20 protein-coding genes, 1 tRNA gene and 1 pseudogene are annotated in these 15,348 nt (G+C 41.5%); 21 read left to right on the top strand and 1 reads right to left on the bottom strand.

The annotated features are described in order from the left end of the window. The 14 genes and pseudogenes from PZE06_RS03220 to PZE06_RS03155 all read left to right on the top strand — a co-directional run. A pseudogene (locus tag PZE06_RS03220) lies at positions 1–492 on the top strand (hypothetical protein); the annotation flags it as partial. Then, positions 492–1,625, top strand: coding sequence for a hypothetical protein (locus PZE06_RS03215; protein WP_150914209.1), 1,134 nt, complete (start codon positions 492–494; stop codon positions 1,623–1,625). The pseudogene PZE06_RS03220 and the gene PZE06_RS03215, both read left to right, overlap by 1 nt. Positions 1,626–1,642: 17 nt before the next feature. After that, positions 1,643–1,945, top strand: coding sequence for a hypothetical protein (locus PZE06_RS03210; RefSeq protein WP_150914207.1), 303 nt, complete (start codon positions 1,643–1,645; stop codon positions 1,943–1,945). Next, positions 1,945–2,088, top strand: a complete 144-nt coding sequence (locus tag PZE06_RS03205) for a hypothetical protein (protein ID WP_191963141.1) — start codon at positions 1,945–1,947, stop codon at positions 2,086–2,088. Before PZE06_RS03210 ends, PZE06_RS03205 begins: the two co-directional genes overlap by 1 nt. Before the next feature lies 1 nt (position 2,089). Beyond that, positions 2,090–2,245, top strand: a complete 156-nt coding sequence (locus PZE06_RS03200) for a hypothetical protein (RefSeq protein WP_191963140.1) — start codon at positions 2,090–2,092, stop codon at positions 2,243–2,245. Positions 2,246–2,464: 219 nt separating this feature from the next. Further along, entirely contained in the window at positions 2,465–2,665 is a 201-nt protein-coding gene (locus PZE06_RS03195) for a BhlA/UviB family holin-like peptide (protein WP_150914205.1), read from the top strand. Next, positions 2,665–3,468, top strand: a complete 804-nt coding sequence (locus tag PZE06_RS03190; RefSeq protein WP_150914203.1) for an N-acetylmuramoyl-L-alanine amidase — start codon at positions 2,665–2,667, stop codon at positions 3,466–3,468. Before PZE06_RS03195 ends, PZE06_RS03190 begins: the two co-directional genes overlap by 1 nt. Before the next feature lies 1 nt (position 3,469). Beyond that, positions 3,470–3,703: a phage holin gene (locus tag PZE06_RS03185; RefSeq protein ID WP_150914201.1), complete on the top strand. Its 234-nt coding sequence runs from the start codon at positions 3,470–3,472 to the stop codon at positions 3,701–3,703. Between the two features lie 109 nt (positions 3,704–3,812). Then, entirely contained in the window at positions 3,813–4,139 is a 327-nt protein-coding gene (locus PZE06_RS03180; RefSeq protein ID WP_150914199.1) for a hypothetical protein, read from the top strand. A gap of 97 nt (positions 4,140–4,236) precedes the next feature. Beyond that, on the top strand, positions 4,237–4,449 hold the full coding sequence (locus tag PZE06_RS03175; protein ID WP_150914197.1) for a helix-turn-helix transcriptional regulator: 213 nt from the start codon (positions 4,237–4,239) through the stop codon (positions 4,447–4,449). A gap of 170 nt (positions 4,450–4,619) precedes the next feature. Continuing rightward, positions 4,620–4,808, top strand: a complete 189-nt coding sequence (locus PZE06_RS03170) for a hypothetical protein (protein WP_150914195.1) — start codon at positions 4,620–4,622, stop codon at positions 4,806–4,808. Continuing rightward, complete coding sequence (locus PZE06_RS03165) at positions 4,805–5,920, top strand: FtsK/SpoIIIE domain-containing protein (protein ID WP_150914193.1); 1,116 nt, start codon at positions 4,805–4,807, stop codon at positions 5,918–5,920. The genes PZE06_RS03170 and PZE06_RS03165 overlap by 4 nt, the downstream gene beginning before the upstream one ends. A gap of 15 nt (positions 5,921–5,935) precedes the next feature. After that, positions 5,936–6,541 (top strand): replication-relaxation family protein, encoded by a 606-nt coding sequence (locus PZE06_RS03160; protein WP_225310589.1) that lies wholly within the window; start codon positions 5,936–5,938, stop codon positions 6,539–6,541. 71 nt (positions 6,542–6,612) lie between these two features. Beyond that, positions 6,613–6,933 (top strand): YolD-like family protein, encoded by a 321-nt coding sequence (locus PZE06_RS03155; RefSeq protein WP_191963139.1) that lies wholly within the window; start codon positions 6,613–6,615, stop codon positions 6,931–6,933. Positions 6,934–7,135: 202 nt separating this feature from the next. Here the strand turns inward: PZE06_RS03155 and PZE06_RS03150 are convergent. Further along, positions 7,136–7,232, bottom strand: a tRNA-Sec gene (locus tag PZE06_RS03150). Between the two features lie 576 nt (positions 7,233–7,808). Here PZE06_RS03150 and PZE06_RS03145 point away from each other — a divergent pair. The 7 genes from PZE06_RS03145 (at position 7,809) to PZE06_RS03115 (ending at position 15,343) form a co-directional block, all read left to right on the top strand. Next, on the top strand, positions 7,809–9,014 hold the full coding sequence (locus PZE06_RS03145; protein ID WP_150914187.1) for an acetate kinase: 1,206 nt from the start codon (positions 7,809–7,811) through the stop codon (positions 9,012–9,014). Positions 9,015–9,145: 131 nt separating this feature from the next. Continuing rightward, a complete protein-coding gene (locus tag PZE06_RS03140; RefSeq protein WP_150914185.1) occupies positions 9,146–10,384 on the top strand; it encodes a PocR ligand-binding domain-containing protein in 1,239 nt (412 codons plus the stop codon). Continuing rightward, on the top strand, positions 10,377–11,456 hold the full coding sequence (locus PZE06_RS03135; RefSeq protein ID WP_150914183.1) for a helix-turn-helix domain-containing protein: 1,080 nt from the start codon (positions 10,377–10,379) through the stop codon (positions 11,454–11,456). Before PZE06_RS03140 ends, PZE06_RS03135 begins: the two co-directional genes overlap by 8 nt. A 417-nt stretch (positions 11,457–11,873) precedes the next feature. Then, positions 11,874–12,155 carry a propanediol utilization microcompartment protein PduA gene (pduA, locus tag PZE06_RS03130; protein WP_095308416.1) on the top strand — a complete coding sequence of 94 codons (282 nt, stop codon included), beginning with the start codon at positions 11,874–11,876 and terminating at the stop codon, positions 12,153–12,155. A 23-nt stretch (positions 12,156–12,178) separates the two neighbouring features. Beyond that, positions 12,179–12,961: a propanediol utilization microcompartment protein PduB gene (gene pduB, locus PZE06_RS03125; RefSeq protein WP_095308421.1), complete on the top strand. Its 783-nt coding sequence runs from the start codon at positions 12,179–12,181 to the stop codon at positions 12,959–12,961. Positions 12,962–12,978: 17 nt separating this feature from the next. Further along, on the top strand, positions 12,979–14,643 hold the full coding sequence (locus PZE06_RS03120; protein ID WP_150914182.1) for a propanediol/glycerol family dehydratase large subunit: 1,665 nt from the start codon (positions 12,979–12,981) through the stop codon (positions 14,641–14,643). Between the two features lie 22 nt (positions 14,644–14,665). Next, positions 14,666–15,343, top strand: a complete 678-nt coding sequence (locus tag PZE06_RS03115) for a propanediol/glycerol family dehydratase medium subunit (RefSeq protein ID WP_150914180.1) — start codon at positions 14,666–14,668, stop codon at positions 15,341–15,343. Positions 15,344–15,348: the final 5 nt, after the last annotated feature.

Raw genomic sequence — 15,348 nt, 5'->3', positions numbered from 1 at the left:
ACGCCGTTAGCGCCCGAACTTCAGAGAGACGCTGATATTTACGAGTTGGGGATAGCTGATGTCTATATTGGCGCTGGGGTTACGTCAATATCGCAAGCTAATATCACAGACCAACGAGGAAACAGTATCCTTTGCGGTACGGTAAATAATTTGTTTGCTATGCAAAATGTCAATGCTTCGGCTGTTTTAGTGGCGGATGCTAATCACAATTATGATTCTAACAATCTTGAAGGGGTGCTTGATGAATTAAAACGACCGTTGAATGTATACCGGTCGGGCTTAGACAATAACGATAAATATACGGTGGTTGAATGGCGTAGGCAAAGTGGCACTTTATATCGTAAATCGGTGTTGAGTAACATGGTGGATAATGTATACACTGTTCAAACGATAACGTATTACGCACAAGATGGAACGACTGTCCTAAAAACAGAAATCTTTGATTTGACGTGGAATAGTAATGGTGATATCCAAAACGAGGTGAAGCGCTAATGCCGTTTTTAAAAGAACATTTTTCCGATTTTGGAGTTTCAGAGCGCCTTTATGACCACGGTTTCGGGAACAAAAAATCTGCTCGGTTTTTGTATGGAGCGTTTTCTGTCGTGCGTCCTTTACTTAACCCAGTAACTTATGATTCAAGGTTGTATGACAGAAGTAATAATTTAATAAAAGAAAACAAGAACATAAATACCACGTTAACTGTACACCACGACCGTTTGCGTAATTCCGTGTTTTGTGTCATTAAATCCAAAGGAATAGTGGTATTTCAGATTGATTCATCAAGAATTGCTGCATTTGATATGGTTTTAGGTACTCAACTGTGGGACCAGCGCATCGGTACAGATACCCCTCAGCCAACCTCAATCATATCTATTGGATACGACAGCCGAAGAAATAAAATCCACGTTAGATACAGAACTACGACATACACAATTAATCCAGACGGTAGCGACTTAACTGAACTACCTTCAACCGAAAGAAACAAACATGGTCTATATTTTGAAAAAGAGGATTTATGGTTTAATAATATTAGCACTAGCCAAATGGCTAAAGTCAATGGGGAAACGGGTGACATCATAGCAACTACGGCGCTTTCAAGTGCAAATTTATTGCCGATAAGAGTAATTAAAGATAAGTATCTTTGTTTTTTAGTTAGGTATACGTCACTCACAAATTATATAGCCTTATACGATACAGATTTAAATCGAGTAATACATGAATCAACAGGATCGTATAACGATTTTGTTTATGCTAATATCACAGATGATTTAACTAAAATGGTAAGGGTGTCCCAAACGATTACACTACCAACGGGACAAACCGAACATCGAGGCACTTTAACTATTTATGTAAGGTCTGTCGATATAGAAAACGGAACTACATCCCCATTGTACAGTCGTTCTCCTGCTTTTACTTATGGTACAAGTTCTGGTGGGTCTGTTTATGCTGGGTGTGCATTATTAGATGACTACCGTCTTGCGTATTTTCAATCATCAAACAGCAATAGAATCGTAGCGTATATTGAGATTGTTGATTTAAATGACCTATCAAACATACTTTACTCTTCTAGGAATATTGATGACCCGTTGTATAACGTTTATTTCGTGTATCCGACATCGCAATAAAGAAAGGTGTGAAAAATGTGGGACGAATATTTATAAAGGTCAATGATTTGGGCGAGGTCTACTTTGTTGATTACTTTCCGTTTGCAGGAGGAAAAACAGAACACGAACTGTTACTAGAAGGGTTTTTAATTGACCAAATGCCACAGCCCGAAGAAGGGAGAGAATTTATAAGGATGTGGGATGGGTCGAAAATATATTACAAATACCTTGATATTGAGCCGACTGTAGAAGAAAAAATAGAGGCGGTGAAAAAAGATTTAGACAGCGCAATAATTGAGTTAACTTTATTAATGGCATTGCAACAGGAAGGTGACAAGTAGTGTTTAATGAAAAATCAATCACAGTACAGGCATGGATTAGACAAATTAATCAAGGGGCGGTGACATTTAATGATGTTCCGGCTCTTTTTAATTTGCGTGATGTTGTGGGTAGTATTTTGGATATTAATAAGGAGGTTGAATAGTATGTTTAACGAAAACAGTATCATTGTAAAAACGTGGTTTACGGCGGTAATGAGCGGAGTGTACAAGTTTAGGGATGTTCCTAATTTGTCAAACTTACGAGAAGAAGTAGCGAAAAAACTTATCGAAATGGGCTATGACATTGAAGATGAGGATTAATTTATTGGAGGTGTGTATATGGGTATAGGGGGCGTAGTACTTTCATTATTGATTTTATTGATAGTATATACTCTCGTAGGGATTGTAGTATACAGAAGAACACGAAATCCCATCCTTGTTTTTTCCTCAATTTGGTTTTGTTTTGCTTTATTTATTTTATCGTACTATTTTGTGTTTAATACATTATTGAATCAATGACAACTAATCGGAGGTGCATCGATGGATGCGGAAACAGTTAAATATTTTCTAACGCAGGGGCCATTCGCGATTCTTTTCGTTTGGCTCCTTATTTACGTCATGCGGACGAACAAAGAGCGCGAAGGTCGCCTGCACGACTTACTCGACAAATTCAGCGAAAAATACGACGTCGTTATCGACGAACTACGCGAAATTAAAAATCGCATGGGAGGCGGTCAATAATGGTCAAGGTTTTTATCGACGCAGGACACGGCGGTTCCGACCCCGGCGCAGTCGGCAACGGACTCCGCGAAAAGGATTTAACGCTAACCATCGCCAAGCGCATTGAATCGCTGTTGCTCGCAAATTACAGCGGCGTAACTGTAAGGCTCAGTCGCACGGGCGACCAGTCGTTAACGCTCAAGCAGCGCACGGACGCAGCCAACGCTTGGGGCGCCGACTTTTTCCTTTCCGTTCATATCAACGCTGGCGGCGGCACAGGCTACGAAGATTTCGTACACACGTCGGCAAGCGCACGCTCGGTAGCGATTCAAGACGCGCTACACAGCGAAATTATGGCGAGTATTCCTGGCGTAAAAGACCGTGGCAAGAAAGAGGCAAACTACGCTGTGCTGCGCGAATCAAAAATGCCGGCTGTGCTGACGGAATGCTTATTTATCGACAACGCAAGCGACGCCGCCAAACTAAAACAGGCGTCATTTATCGAACAAGTGGCGCAAGGACACGTCGCAGGCATTGCGAAAGCTTTCAAGCTGGCGAAAAAGCAGGCGGCTGCGGCAAATAGCGCTACTAAACCGAAGGAGGCGGACAATTTGTATAAACCGACAGCAAGCGCAATAACAAACGCAACATCCGTCGTGCTTAACCGTCTATCAAACACTGACGTGCACGGCGACAAAGCGCTCGACCCGTCATGGCGGGCGAAGTTACTTGCGGGCGAGTTGACGGACAGCGACGCAATCGGGTTGATTTACGTGGCGCTCGAGCGCGGACTGATTCAAGGCGACAAAAAGGGGGAGAAGTAGGATGGCGAAGAAAAACGAAGTTAAGCCGATTACAGCGGGCACAGTGTCGCGCTTTGTATTGCTCGCATTGGCGCTCGTTAACAGCGGGCTGGAAATGGCGGGGCATAGCGTGATACCGGTCGACGAGGAAGGCGTTAGTACGTTTATTTCGCTGGCGTTTCTCGGCGGCGCGTCGTTGTGGGCGTATTGGAAGGATAATGACGTAACGGAGAAGGCGCGCAGCAAAGGCGAATAATAAGCGATAATTTGCGAGGGTGGGCGAAACTATGAAACTATTTGCTTGCCCTTGCGTACATATTAGTAATTACGGTAAAATGAGGAAAAACGAACGGGAGGGGCGTTATATGGCGGAAGTAAGCGTAATCACAAACGAGAAATTAGCGATAGAAATTGAGCGTAAGAAAAGCGGTTTTGCAAGTGGCGTCGGTCGTATTTTCGCATTCGTAATCGGTGGCTTTGGCGTTCTTATATCCTTATTGTTATTCGCGACTATTATCGGCATTTTGCCAGGAATCGGACTTTTCTTTATGTCGACCGGCATTATTTACTTAGGACTCGGCAAGCAACAAGTAGCATGCCCGCATTGCAAGAAAAAACAGCCGGTCTTAAAAACGGCGGAAAACTTTAACTGTCCTAAATGTAAAAACCTCACGATTATAAATTGGAAATAATATCTGCCTCGACAATTCAACGTCGGGGCGCTTTTTTTTGTGCCCGCGAAAGGGTTTTACGCGTGACATGCCGAATTTATAATCGAGGTGACTTACGATGCCTATCGCCAATAATTTAAAAACACTACGGCATGACCACCGAATGAACCAAACGGAATTTGCCGCGTTTCTAGGACTTAGTGTATACTCGTACAATCGATACGAGAAAGGAGTCCGCCAGCCAACGCTTGAAATCGCTTTGCAAATATCCGAAAAGTTGGGTCGTCCCGTTAACGATATATTCTACCTGTCGGACAAGCCGTCGAAATGATGGCGGTTGTCCTTTGCCAATTCGGTAAAAAATTAGTAGGTACAGGCAATTTTAACGCGGTCGCAACATAAGTATTTACCGAGTAGCTAATCAGTAGGCTTACCGCGGTTAAGCCGTCGTGAACCCCGCAGCTACGCGAAAATACTGACGTGTTAAAAGGAGGAAACAAAATGTTATTTACACCGACACTACTGGTCGCCGGAGGCGCAACGGTTGCGCTCGCCTGTCTCGACAAGACGCTCGATTCATACGGATTCCATGCGCTGGGCACAGCGCTAAGAATCGCCCTGCCACTGGCGGCTTTGCTTGCCGGCGTCTACTTTATCGAAACAAACGCATTGCTCGGGTGGTTACGATGACCCTACGCGACACACTTACGAAACTTAAATACCGCAAACGACTCATCAACGCATTTAAATCGGCTGGCCTTTTTCTCGGCGATGCCGAACGTCCTTATTTTCCGAAAATACACTCCGTCAAATTATTCCCGCAATTTACTTCGATAATATTTACGATACCCAACGGACTAGACCCGAAATTAATCACGAAAAACGCCTATGTATTCCGGCAATATTTCGGCAAATCAATCGAACTGGAAGGAGACATCAAGCGATTTAGGTTAACCGTTTTTACTACGACAATACCCGTAAAATTAGCGTATAAAATCGACGCTATACTTCCGGTCGTCGCCGACCATAAACTCGGCATCATTTGCGGCAAAGACCGCACGGGGCAATACGTATCGTTCGACCTTACGACACAGCCGCACATATTGATTGCAGGCGAAACAGGCTCGGGCAAGTCGACGCAATTACGGTCGATTCTAACGACGCTTATCCTCACGAAAAAGCCGAGCGACTTGCGGCTGTATCTCGGCGATTGCAAAAAGTCGGAGTTTCACTTGTTCCGTAACGTTGAACACGTTCAGTGCGTGTTAAGTAGTCCGCACGACATTCGCGAAATGCTCTTCGAAATCAAAACGGAACTTGACCGACGGAGCGACTTAACGGAAGTGTTTGGCGTCAGTCATGTCGACGAGTTGCCGGCGGAACACCGCGTACCGTACCTCGTAGTTGCCATTGATGAATTCGTCATGCTGCGGAAGGACGCCGATATTATGGACATATTAACGGAGGTTGTAGCGATTGGTCGCACGCTCGGAGTGTTCGCCATCCTTTCGATGCAACGCCCTAACGCAAAAGTTCTCGACACGACCATTCGCGCAAACCTTACCGTTAGCATGGGCTTTAAATTACGCGACATAACTGAGGCGCGAATCGTTAATACGCCGGGCGCACACGAAATAGAAGCGCAGGGTCGATTCATTATGAATAGCGATAAATTATACGAAATCCAAGCGCCTTACTTAACGATGGAGAATGCGCGCGAGTTACTTAGTCCGTTTATGGTTGCAAAAGGAACGGTTAAAGAAGTGACGCCACTAACGGAAAAAGACGTATTTAACGACTAAATGGGAGGGATTACGTTGTTAACTAAACGCGATAAAGCGATAATTGCCGATTTAAACAGGTTTCGCGTAATGGATAGAGATAGCATATCCGAATTGCACTTCGCCAACCTTAAACGCCCAATAAACGCCACAAACTCGGTGCTGTTGCGCCTGCTACGCGACGGACATATACAGCGCTCGACGCACGTGCAACCTTACGTATATTATGGCGCAGACTTACGCATCAAACGCAATAGCGCAAAGATTAACCATTGGCTGTCGATACTCGGCGTTTACAAAGAAATGCGCAAGCTTGGCGCTCTTGAGTCGTTTCGTGTTGAGCCGAAATTCGGGCGCAAAGGCGTTGCCGAGCCGGACGTATTCGCGAGGTTTCGCAAGACCGACTTTTTTATCGAGGTGCAACGCACGATTTATACGGAAAAGCAAATGCGTGAAAAAATCGACCGGTACATCGACTTGTGCCGCAGCGACTTACTGCCGAAACCGTTTCCGCATTTGCTCATACTATCGGAATATACCTACGAATTAAAGGCGGCGCCGTTTCGCGTGTTTCAATCGCAAAGCTTTACGGAGTTTGTAGAGTCGTTGAAACCACGTCCAATAAAAATCGCCGTTACCTAATAAATTTCGGTTGCTTAAAGAACATATGTTCGTATATAATTGCGATAAACACACCGAAAGGAATGTCGAATATGGCGAACTGGAACGGCTTCTTTTTGACGGAACATATCGAGGCATTGCGCCAAGACAATATCGATTCAAAACGCGTTGCCAAGCCGATAGTAGGAGAAGATGAACTGGCGGAATTTAATCAGCGGGTACACTACGCAATGGAGTACGGATTGCCGGTCGAGGTGACGATTTGGGAAGCGGGCATGTTTACGAAGGTATTCGGACGCGTGCATTACGTAGACAATATACGCAATCAGTTGCGAGTTGAGCGGATGGACGGCGAAGGGTTCGAGCGGGTAAACATTGCGGACGTGACAGCGGTGGAAGTCGTCGAAGATTGACGTTATCGACTCCTATCGACTATAATGAAACGCATAAGAGCCACGAAACTGTACGGTTATTGCCGACTATTAAAACGGTTTTTACTTCCGGTCTAGCACGGTCTTGCGTTAGACCGCCCGAAAACCGTTGCGAACTTCGGCACAATCATCGACCACAATCACCGATTCAATCAACGCACAAATGGCGTCGTTACGCGGTTATTGGCGGGACCGCCTGGGAATCGAACCCAGCTATCCTGGCACGCAGGACACAGACGGTTTTGAAGACCGCGGAGGACACCAGTACCCCATTCAGCCCCGAATTGAACAATTACCATTATACCTAGAAAGATATGCTCTTACAATAATAATTGGGGATTTCATCCAGAGTAATTGGAGTTTTTCACATTATTGTAATAAATACCTTTAATATAAGTGTTTTCATGTTTATTTAAAACATTCTTAATGATCATACTATTTTGCTTTATTTTATTCACGGTGAAGTGAGGGGAAACCTTGCTTTTTCCTAGTGTTGCATCTGCTAGCGACAAGAGTACTCTTAATGAGGGTATATCAGTAGCATCCACTAACAAAGCTGAAAAATGAGGAAGATTTCTACCTGTTCCCATAATAGAATCTAGTAATTTGATAAGGGTTTTCCAGTTTTATTACAATAATTACCTCGAATAAATCATAAAGTTCGAATTTTAGTAACAAAATTGATGCGCTTGCAAATATAAGTACATGTATCATTAAATTGACAGCATTATATTTTTCTCCTCTTAGAGCATGAAGAGTGATTTTAATTCCTAACAGCCTTAAATCAATGGTTGACTTATCCATTAACCAATTCTTATTGCTTACGATATTAAATAATCAATAGAGGAGATACGTGTATGTCAAAAATTATGGCCATTAATGCAGGAAGCTCATCTTTAAAATTTCAATTGATCGAAATGCCTGCGGAACGAGTAATTACAAAGGGAATTGTGGAGCGAATTGGTTTAACTGAATCAATTTTCTCAATTCTTGTCGATGGACAGATGAAAAAGGAGACTGTGCAAATCCGCAATCATGAGAAAGCGGTTGAAATCCTTTTACATCGATTAATTGCCCAGCAAATTATTAACTCATTTAATGAAATAGATGGGGTTGGTCATCGAGTAGCTCACGGTGGTGAGGTTTTTACGGAATCGACGTTAGTCACATCAGAGCAGTTGAAAAAACTAGAGCCTCTGACTGAATTAGCTCCATTGCACAACCCAGCAAATATTTTAGGAATAAAGGCATTTCAACGTGTTTTAGGTGAAGTACCTTCTGTAATGGTATTTGACACCGCTTTCCATCAAACGATGCCGGAGAGCACTTATTTGTATGCGTTACCGTATGATTACTATAAGAAATATGGCATACGTAAATACGGATTTCATGGAACATCGCACAAATTTGTTTCAGAAAGAGCAGCAGCAATATTAGGTAGACCGATCGAAAGCCTTCGTCTTATCTCTTGTCACTTAGGCAATGGTGCAAGCATTGCTGCCATTGAAGGAGGAAAATCAATTGATACTTCAATGGGATTTACACCGCTTGAAGGTGTGGTGATGGGGACTCGCTCTGGAACGATCGATCCAGCGATTATACCATTTATTATGATGAAAACAGGAAAAAGTGTTGATGAAGTATTAACAATTTTAAATAAGGAGAGTGGTTTATTAGGATTATCTGGTTTTTCAAGTGATCTTCGAGATATTGAAATGAAAGCGGAGCAGGGAGACCATCGTGCTGAGTTGGCACTCGATATATTTGCTAGTCGTATTCACCAATATATTGGGTCATATGCAGCGCGAATGAATGGTGTAGATGCTGTGATCTTTACTGCAGGAATCGGTGAGAACAGTTCGACGATTCGGGCAAAGGTATTAAAAGGTTTGGAGTTCATGGGAGTTTATTGGGATCCGGAGCAAAACAAATTAAATGAAGAAGAGATGTACATCAGTTACCCGCACTCTCTTGTTAAAGTTTTGAAGATTCCTACAAATGAAGAATTAATGATTGCGAGAGATGTTTACAAAATTTGTGATCAAATTTTCGTTAAAGGCTAAGCAGATGAGATGTTGCATCAGAGAAAGACCAAGGTGAATATTTTCTTGGTCTTTTATGTATAGTGCTTCTCAGTAATGTATCCAATTGAAACTTGTCCACTTGATGATAATAAATTGAGCGAGATGATTCTATGAATATACAAGAAATCATTGATTTTGACGCACTTCAGAGGGTTCAGGACTCTTTTACAAAAGCAACTGGTTTAGCTGCGATCACAGTGGATTTTCGTGGAAATCCGATTACAAAGTATAGTAACTTTTCGTCCTTCTGTGAAAAGATCCGTAAAAATCCAAAGCTTTATGATACTTGTCTCAAATGTGATGCTTTTGGTGGATTGGAAGCATCAAGAAGAGAAGGTGTCTTCATTTACCGTTGTCACACCGGACTGGTAGATTTTGCAGTACCCATTATAATAAAAGGGCGATTAATTGGTTCCATGCTTGTTGGACAAGTTAAGTCTAGTGATGACGATCATGAGAACCTTGAATATATTACGAGCGAATCTCTTGGTTGGAAAGAAGATGAAGAGATTTTGAAAGAGTTAGAAAAAGTACCAGTTATGTCTTATGAAAAAATTGCCGCCGTTGCAGATATGATGTTTCATGTCATTAATAGCATGGTAGAGAAGGACATTACACAGTATGTGCAAGAAGAACTGAGAGCGAAAGATCAGCAGCTATTGGATCAAATGAAAATTCAAGCAGAGCTAGAAAAATCGCTTCTTACCAAACAAAATCAATTTTTTCGTCTGTTAGTAAATCCTAATTTTTTGTTTAATGCAATCAATACAATGTCCTGCTTTGCCGTTATTGAAAAGGCGCCAAAGACACAAGATGTCATTCTTACATTTTCCGATATGATGAAGTACTTGATTACGAGCTATAATAGTTTAGTTACCGTCGAAGATGAAATTTCATATATGAATCTCTATTTAAAATTGCAAAAAATTCGCTTTGGCGATAGAATGCACATTTCAATCGATATACCGAGAGAATTAAGAACGATCAAAATCCCTCCAATGATTATTGTTGCCCTCTTAGATAATGCTATTATTCATGGACTTGAGCCGAAAGAAGGAAATGGAACAATTATAGTAAAAGGTTATGCTGAGAATGAAGATTTCATTTGTGAAGTGATCGATGATGGAGTAGGGATTTCAGTAGATAAAATAAACAGCCTCATGAAAGAACAAGGAGTTTCTGAACAAGATAATCAATTTAAGGGCATTGGTTTTAGACATGTAAACTTCAATTTGAGACTACTTTACGGAAATGATTATCAGCTTGAAATCGCGCAAAATCGAAAAGGCGGAACAACTGTTAGATTCAAAATCCCAATGGAATCTAATGGAGGGGCTGCACATGTATAATATTTTATTAGTTGATGATGAAATTATCGCTATTGAGGCACTTAAGGTAATTTTTGCACAAATAGAAAATACGAGAGTAATAGGAGCAGCCAATTCGGCACAGTCAGCGAAAGAGCTATTTGAAAACAGTCATCTTCATATGACCTTTCTTGATATTAAAATACCGGGTGCGGATATTATCTATTTAATAAAATATATGAAGCGGAGAAATCCCAAAAATCGTATTATTTTATTAACAGATTATGGTTCATATGATTTTGTATTCAAAGCATTAGAAATGGGAGCAGATTCGTATCTTTTAAAGCCATATCGGCAAACAGACATTCTTCGTCTTGTTAATATGTATTTATCACAAGAACACGCCCAGACAATAAACTTGGAACAAACGATGGAACGTTTGCTCGGCTATGTGGCCAAAGAAGATTATAATAACTCCATTAGAATGGCAGAAATTCTTTCCGAACAATTGTTTTCGGAGTATGATAAAGATCATGATAAAATCCATTTAACAACTCAGTCACTCATTAAGACGCTGGATTTGATCTGCCAGCAAAAAGGAATTTTCCTCTCACATAAACTAGAATGGACTGCCTTTCATGAAGTCAATACTAGCGATTTCCATAAAAAGCTTAAAATCCTTATTGATAGCATTTTCGATACGATTAGAGATTCGAAAAGTGATCAAGAAATAAGAGTAATCCAAGCAGTGCTTAAATATATTGAAAAGAATTACCAAAAAGGGGTCACGCTCGAGGCAGCAGCGGAACATGTCCATTTAAGCCCCTATTATTTAAGTAAACTATTCAAGAAAGAGTTAAAGATCAATTTTGTTAATTATGTAACGAAACGAAAGATGGATAAGGCGAAAGAACTTTTAGAATCAACAGATTTACCTGTTATTCATATTGCGATGGAATTGAATTTTCAGGAACCCAATTATTTTAGCAAGGTTTTTAAAAAAGTTGTTGGCTTAACGCCATCAGAATATCGAAAGCAGGCAGCAGAAATTAGTTCACAATCTGATATGTTAAAAAGACATACTAGTATTTTAAATGGGAAATGGTTTATATAAACCAAAAAGTTACACCTGTCATCGTTATAGACAGGTGTTTTTTTGTTGTCTTCATCCATTAAGACAATGACTAGGACCCCTTCTAAAACCAATTCAAATGTTAGAGCAACCCCAGTTTCTTCTAAGCTTTCAAAGTAGTTACAAAAAGTGAAAGTGCTATTTCATAGTGGAGTTGAAGAAAAGTATGGTTAAAAAATTCCACTTCAAGAGCAAAAAAATATCTTTTTCTGCACAAAAAAAGATTGGTTGCTTGTCACAAATAAGGCAAATCTTTATCTATACTAGCCAATATTGTACAGAGAAGGGTCATTAAAAAAGCCCTATTATAAAGCTTGTAAGGCGTTAGGAGGGTATTAGTAGCAAAGGAATCTCCTTTTCTACGTTTGCTCAAATCACTTTTTAGAGGAGGAACTTAGAATGATTAAAGAAGCATTAGGAATGGTAGAAACTAAAGGGTTAATCGGTGCAATTGAAGCTGCGGATGCAATGGTGAAAGCAGCTAATGTTACGCTAATCGGTTACCAAAAAATCGGTTCAGGACTAATCACAGTTATGGTTCGCGGTGACGTAGGTGCCGTGAAAGCGGCTACAGACGCTGGAGCGGCAGCTGCAGAAAAAGTTGGAGAAGTAGTATCCATTCATGTAATTCCAAGACCACACGCAGAAGTAGAAGGGATCTTACCAAAATTAGAGCAATAATAATTTTTTGGAGGTGCTCATAAATGAAGGAACAAATGATTGAAAAAATCATGGAAGAAGTTATGAAAAAGGTAGATGCTCCAAAGGAAGCGGAGCCTATAAAAAAGGAAAAGAGTTTCTGTGGTTTAACAGAGTTTGTCGGTGTTGGACGAGGTGACACAATCGGACTTGTTATTGCCAATGTTGATTCAAGTGTTCATGAAGCGATGAAGCTAGATAAAAAATATCGTTCGATCGGGATTATAGGGGCTCGTACAGGTGCAGGTCCACAAATTATGGCAGCCGATGAAGCTGTGAAAGCGACCAATACAGAAGTATTGACGGTTGAACTTGCGCGTGACACAAAAGGAGGAGCAGGCCACGGCTCGCTGATTATATTCGGTGCTGAGGATGTGGCTGATGCTCGACGTGCTGTAGAAGTTGCCTTGAAGGAATTAGAGCGTACATTCGGTGATGTTTATGGCAATGAAGCGGGCCATCTTGAATTCCAATATACAGCCCGGGCGAGTTACGCTTGTGAGAAAGCGTTTAATGCTGAAGTTGGAAAATCATTCGGTTTACTAGTTGGAGCTCCGGCTGCAATCGGTGTTGTTTTAGCTGATACAGCCGTAAAAGCTGCTAATGTTGACGTGATTGGTTATAGTTCACCAGCTCAAGGAACCAGTTTTTCAAATGAAGTGATTTTAACATTTAGCGGTGATTCAGGTGCCGTAAGGCAAGCTTTAATCGCAGCACGGGAAGTGGGAAAAAAATTATTAGGAACTCTTGGAAGCGAACCTGTATCAGATACAGTTCCTTACATCTAACTTGAGGAGGGAAATCAATGAAATCCAAACGTTTTCAAGTGTTGTCTGAGCGTCCGGTCAACCAGGATGGTTTTGTCGCTGAATGGCCTGAAGTGGGACTTGTGGCGATGAGTGGTCCAAATGACCCGAAGCCAAGTATAAAAATTGAGCGTGGCATCGTTGTGGAATTAGATGGCAAAAAGCGAGAGGAATTTGACTTTATTGATACGTTCATCGCAGATTATGCGATTAATTTAGAAAAAGCTGAAGAAGCGATGTCGATCGATTCGAACGAGTTTGCCAGAATGCTAGTCGATATTAATGTGCCGAGGGAGAAGATCATTCCTCTTAGCACGGCGATGACTCCAGCTAAGCTTTGCGATGTTGTCAAAGATATGAACGTTGTCGAATTAATGATGGCTTTGCAAAAAATGAGAGCTAGAAAAACTCCTTCTAACCAATGTCATGTTACAAACTTGAAGGATAATCCAGTTCAAATAGCAGCGGACGCTGCTGAAGCAGCATTACGTGGCTTCGATGAACAAGAAACAACCGTAGGAATCGTCCGTTATGCTCCTTTCAATGCCCTTGGTCTTTTAGTCGGAGCCCAAACTGGACGTGGAGGAATTTTAACGCAATGTTCTGTTGAAGAAGCGACAGAGTTAGAAATGGGAATGCGGGGACTTACCTGTTATGCAGAAACGGTTTCTGTATATGGAACAGAGCCTGTTTTCGTCGATGGCGATGATACTCCTTTTTCTAAAGCATTTCTCGCATCCGCATACGCTTCACGTGGTTTGAAAATGCGCTTCACTTCAGGTACTGGCTCTGAGGTGCAAATGGGCTATGCTGAAGGGAAATCAATGTTATATCTTGAAGCACGCTGTATTTTTGTAACGAAAGGTGCCGGATCACAAGGGCTGCAAAATGGCTCAATTAGTTGTATCGGTGTCCCTGGTGGAGTACCATCTGGAATTCGTGCTGTTTTAGCTGAGAATTTATTCACGACCATGATGGATATGGAGGTTGCCTCAGGTAATGACCAAACCTTCTCCCATTCTGATATTAGAAGAACCGCCAGAACTTTAATGCAAATGCTTCCAGGTACTGATTTTATTTTTTCAGGATACAGTGCTACGCCAAACTATGACAATATGTTTGCTGGTTCAAATTTTGATGCTGAAGATTTTGATGATTATAACGTGCTGCAGCGTGATTTAAAAGTAGACGGAGGATTGCGTCCAGTTTCTGAGGAGGAAGTAGTGGCGATTAGAAATAAAGCAGCTAGAGCTATTCAAGTCGTTTTTGAGGGCTTAGGATTGCCTGCCATCACAGACGAAGAAGTGGAAGCTGCTACATATGCACACGGAAGTAATGATATGCCTGATCGCAATGTAGTAGAAGATTTAAGAGCGGCAGATGACATGATGAAGCGTGGAATTACTGGAATTGACATTGTTAAAGCATTAAGTAAGGGCGGATTTGATGATGTAGCACAGAGCGTCCTAAATATGTTAAAACAACGTGTTTCAGGTGATTATTTACACACATCAGCGATTATTGATAAAGATTGGAAGATTGTCAGCGCTGTCAATGATTTAAATGATTATCAAGGTCCTGGAACAGGCTACCGCATGAGTGACGCTAGATGGGAAGAAATTAAAGCAATTCCTCGTGCGATTCGTCCAGAAGATGTGAATTAAAACCGAAAGGGGTGTTATGTGAATGACTATTAATGAGAAGCTAATTAGAGAAGTGATAGAAGAGGTTTTAAAAGACTTCAATATGAAGGAAAAGACAGAAGCAACACCAGTTACGCAAACTACTAGACAAGCAGTGATTCCTTCCAACGCGAAAGGACTAGAAATCACGGAAAGTGGTTCTGCAGTGATTGGAACGAGAAAGGATGAAGTCGTGATTGCGGTTGCTGCAGCATTCGGTGTCCATCAAACAAAGACGATAGTGGGGCTTCCACATACTGAAGTGTTGAGAGAAATCATCGCTGGAATTGAAGAAGAAGGGATATCAGCTCGTTTGATTCGTGTCTTTCACACATCAGATGTTGGGTTTGTCGCTCACCAAGCAGCGAAATTCAGTGGTTCAGGAATTGGAATTGGAATTCAATCCAAAGGTACAACTGTTATACATCAAAAGGATCTGCCGCCTTTATCGAATTTAGAATTGTTCCCGCAAGCACCGCTACTAGATCCAGAAACATATCGAGCCATTGGAAAAAATGCAGCGAAATATGCAAAAGGGGAATCACCAAACCCTGTGCCGACAAAAAATGACCAAATGGCACGTCCGAAGTATCAGGCCATCGCTGCATTGCTTCATATTAAAGAAACGGAACATGTTGATCGAAGTAAAAAACCAACTGCTTTGCAAGTGAAATTTAACTAATACGG

It is taken from the genome of Robertmurraya sp. DFI.2.37, assembly GCF_029211245.1.
In the GTDB taxonomy this organism is placed as follows: Bacteria; Bacillota; Bacilli; order Bacillales; family Cytobacillaceae; genus Robertmurraya; species Robertmurraya methanolica_A.
Note: the sequence above shows the minus strand (reverse complement) of the source record. Positions and strands in the feature narration are given on the sequence as shown.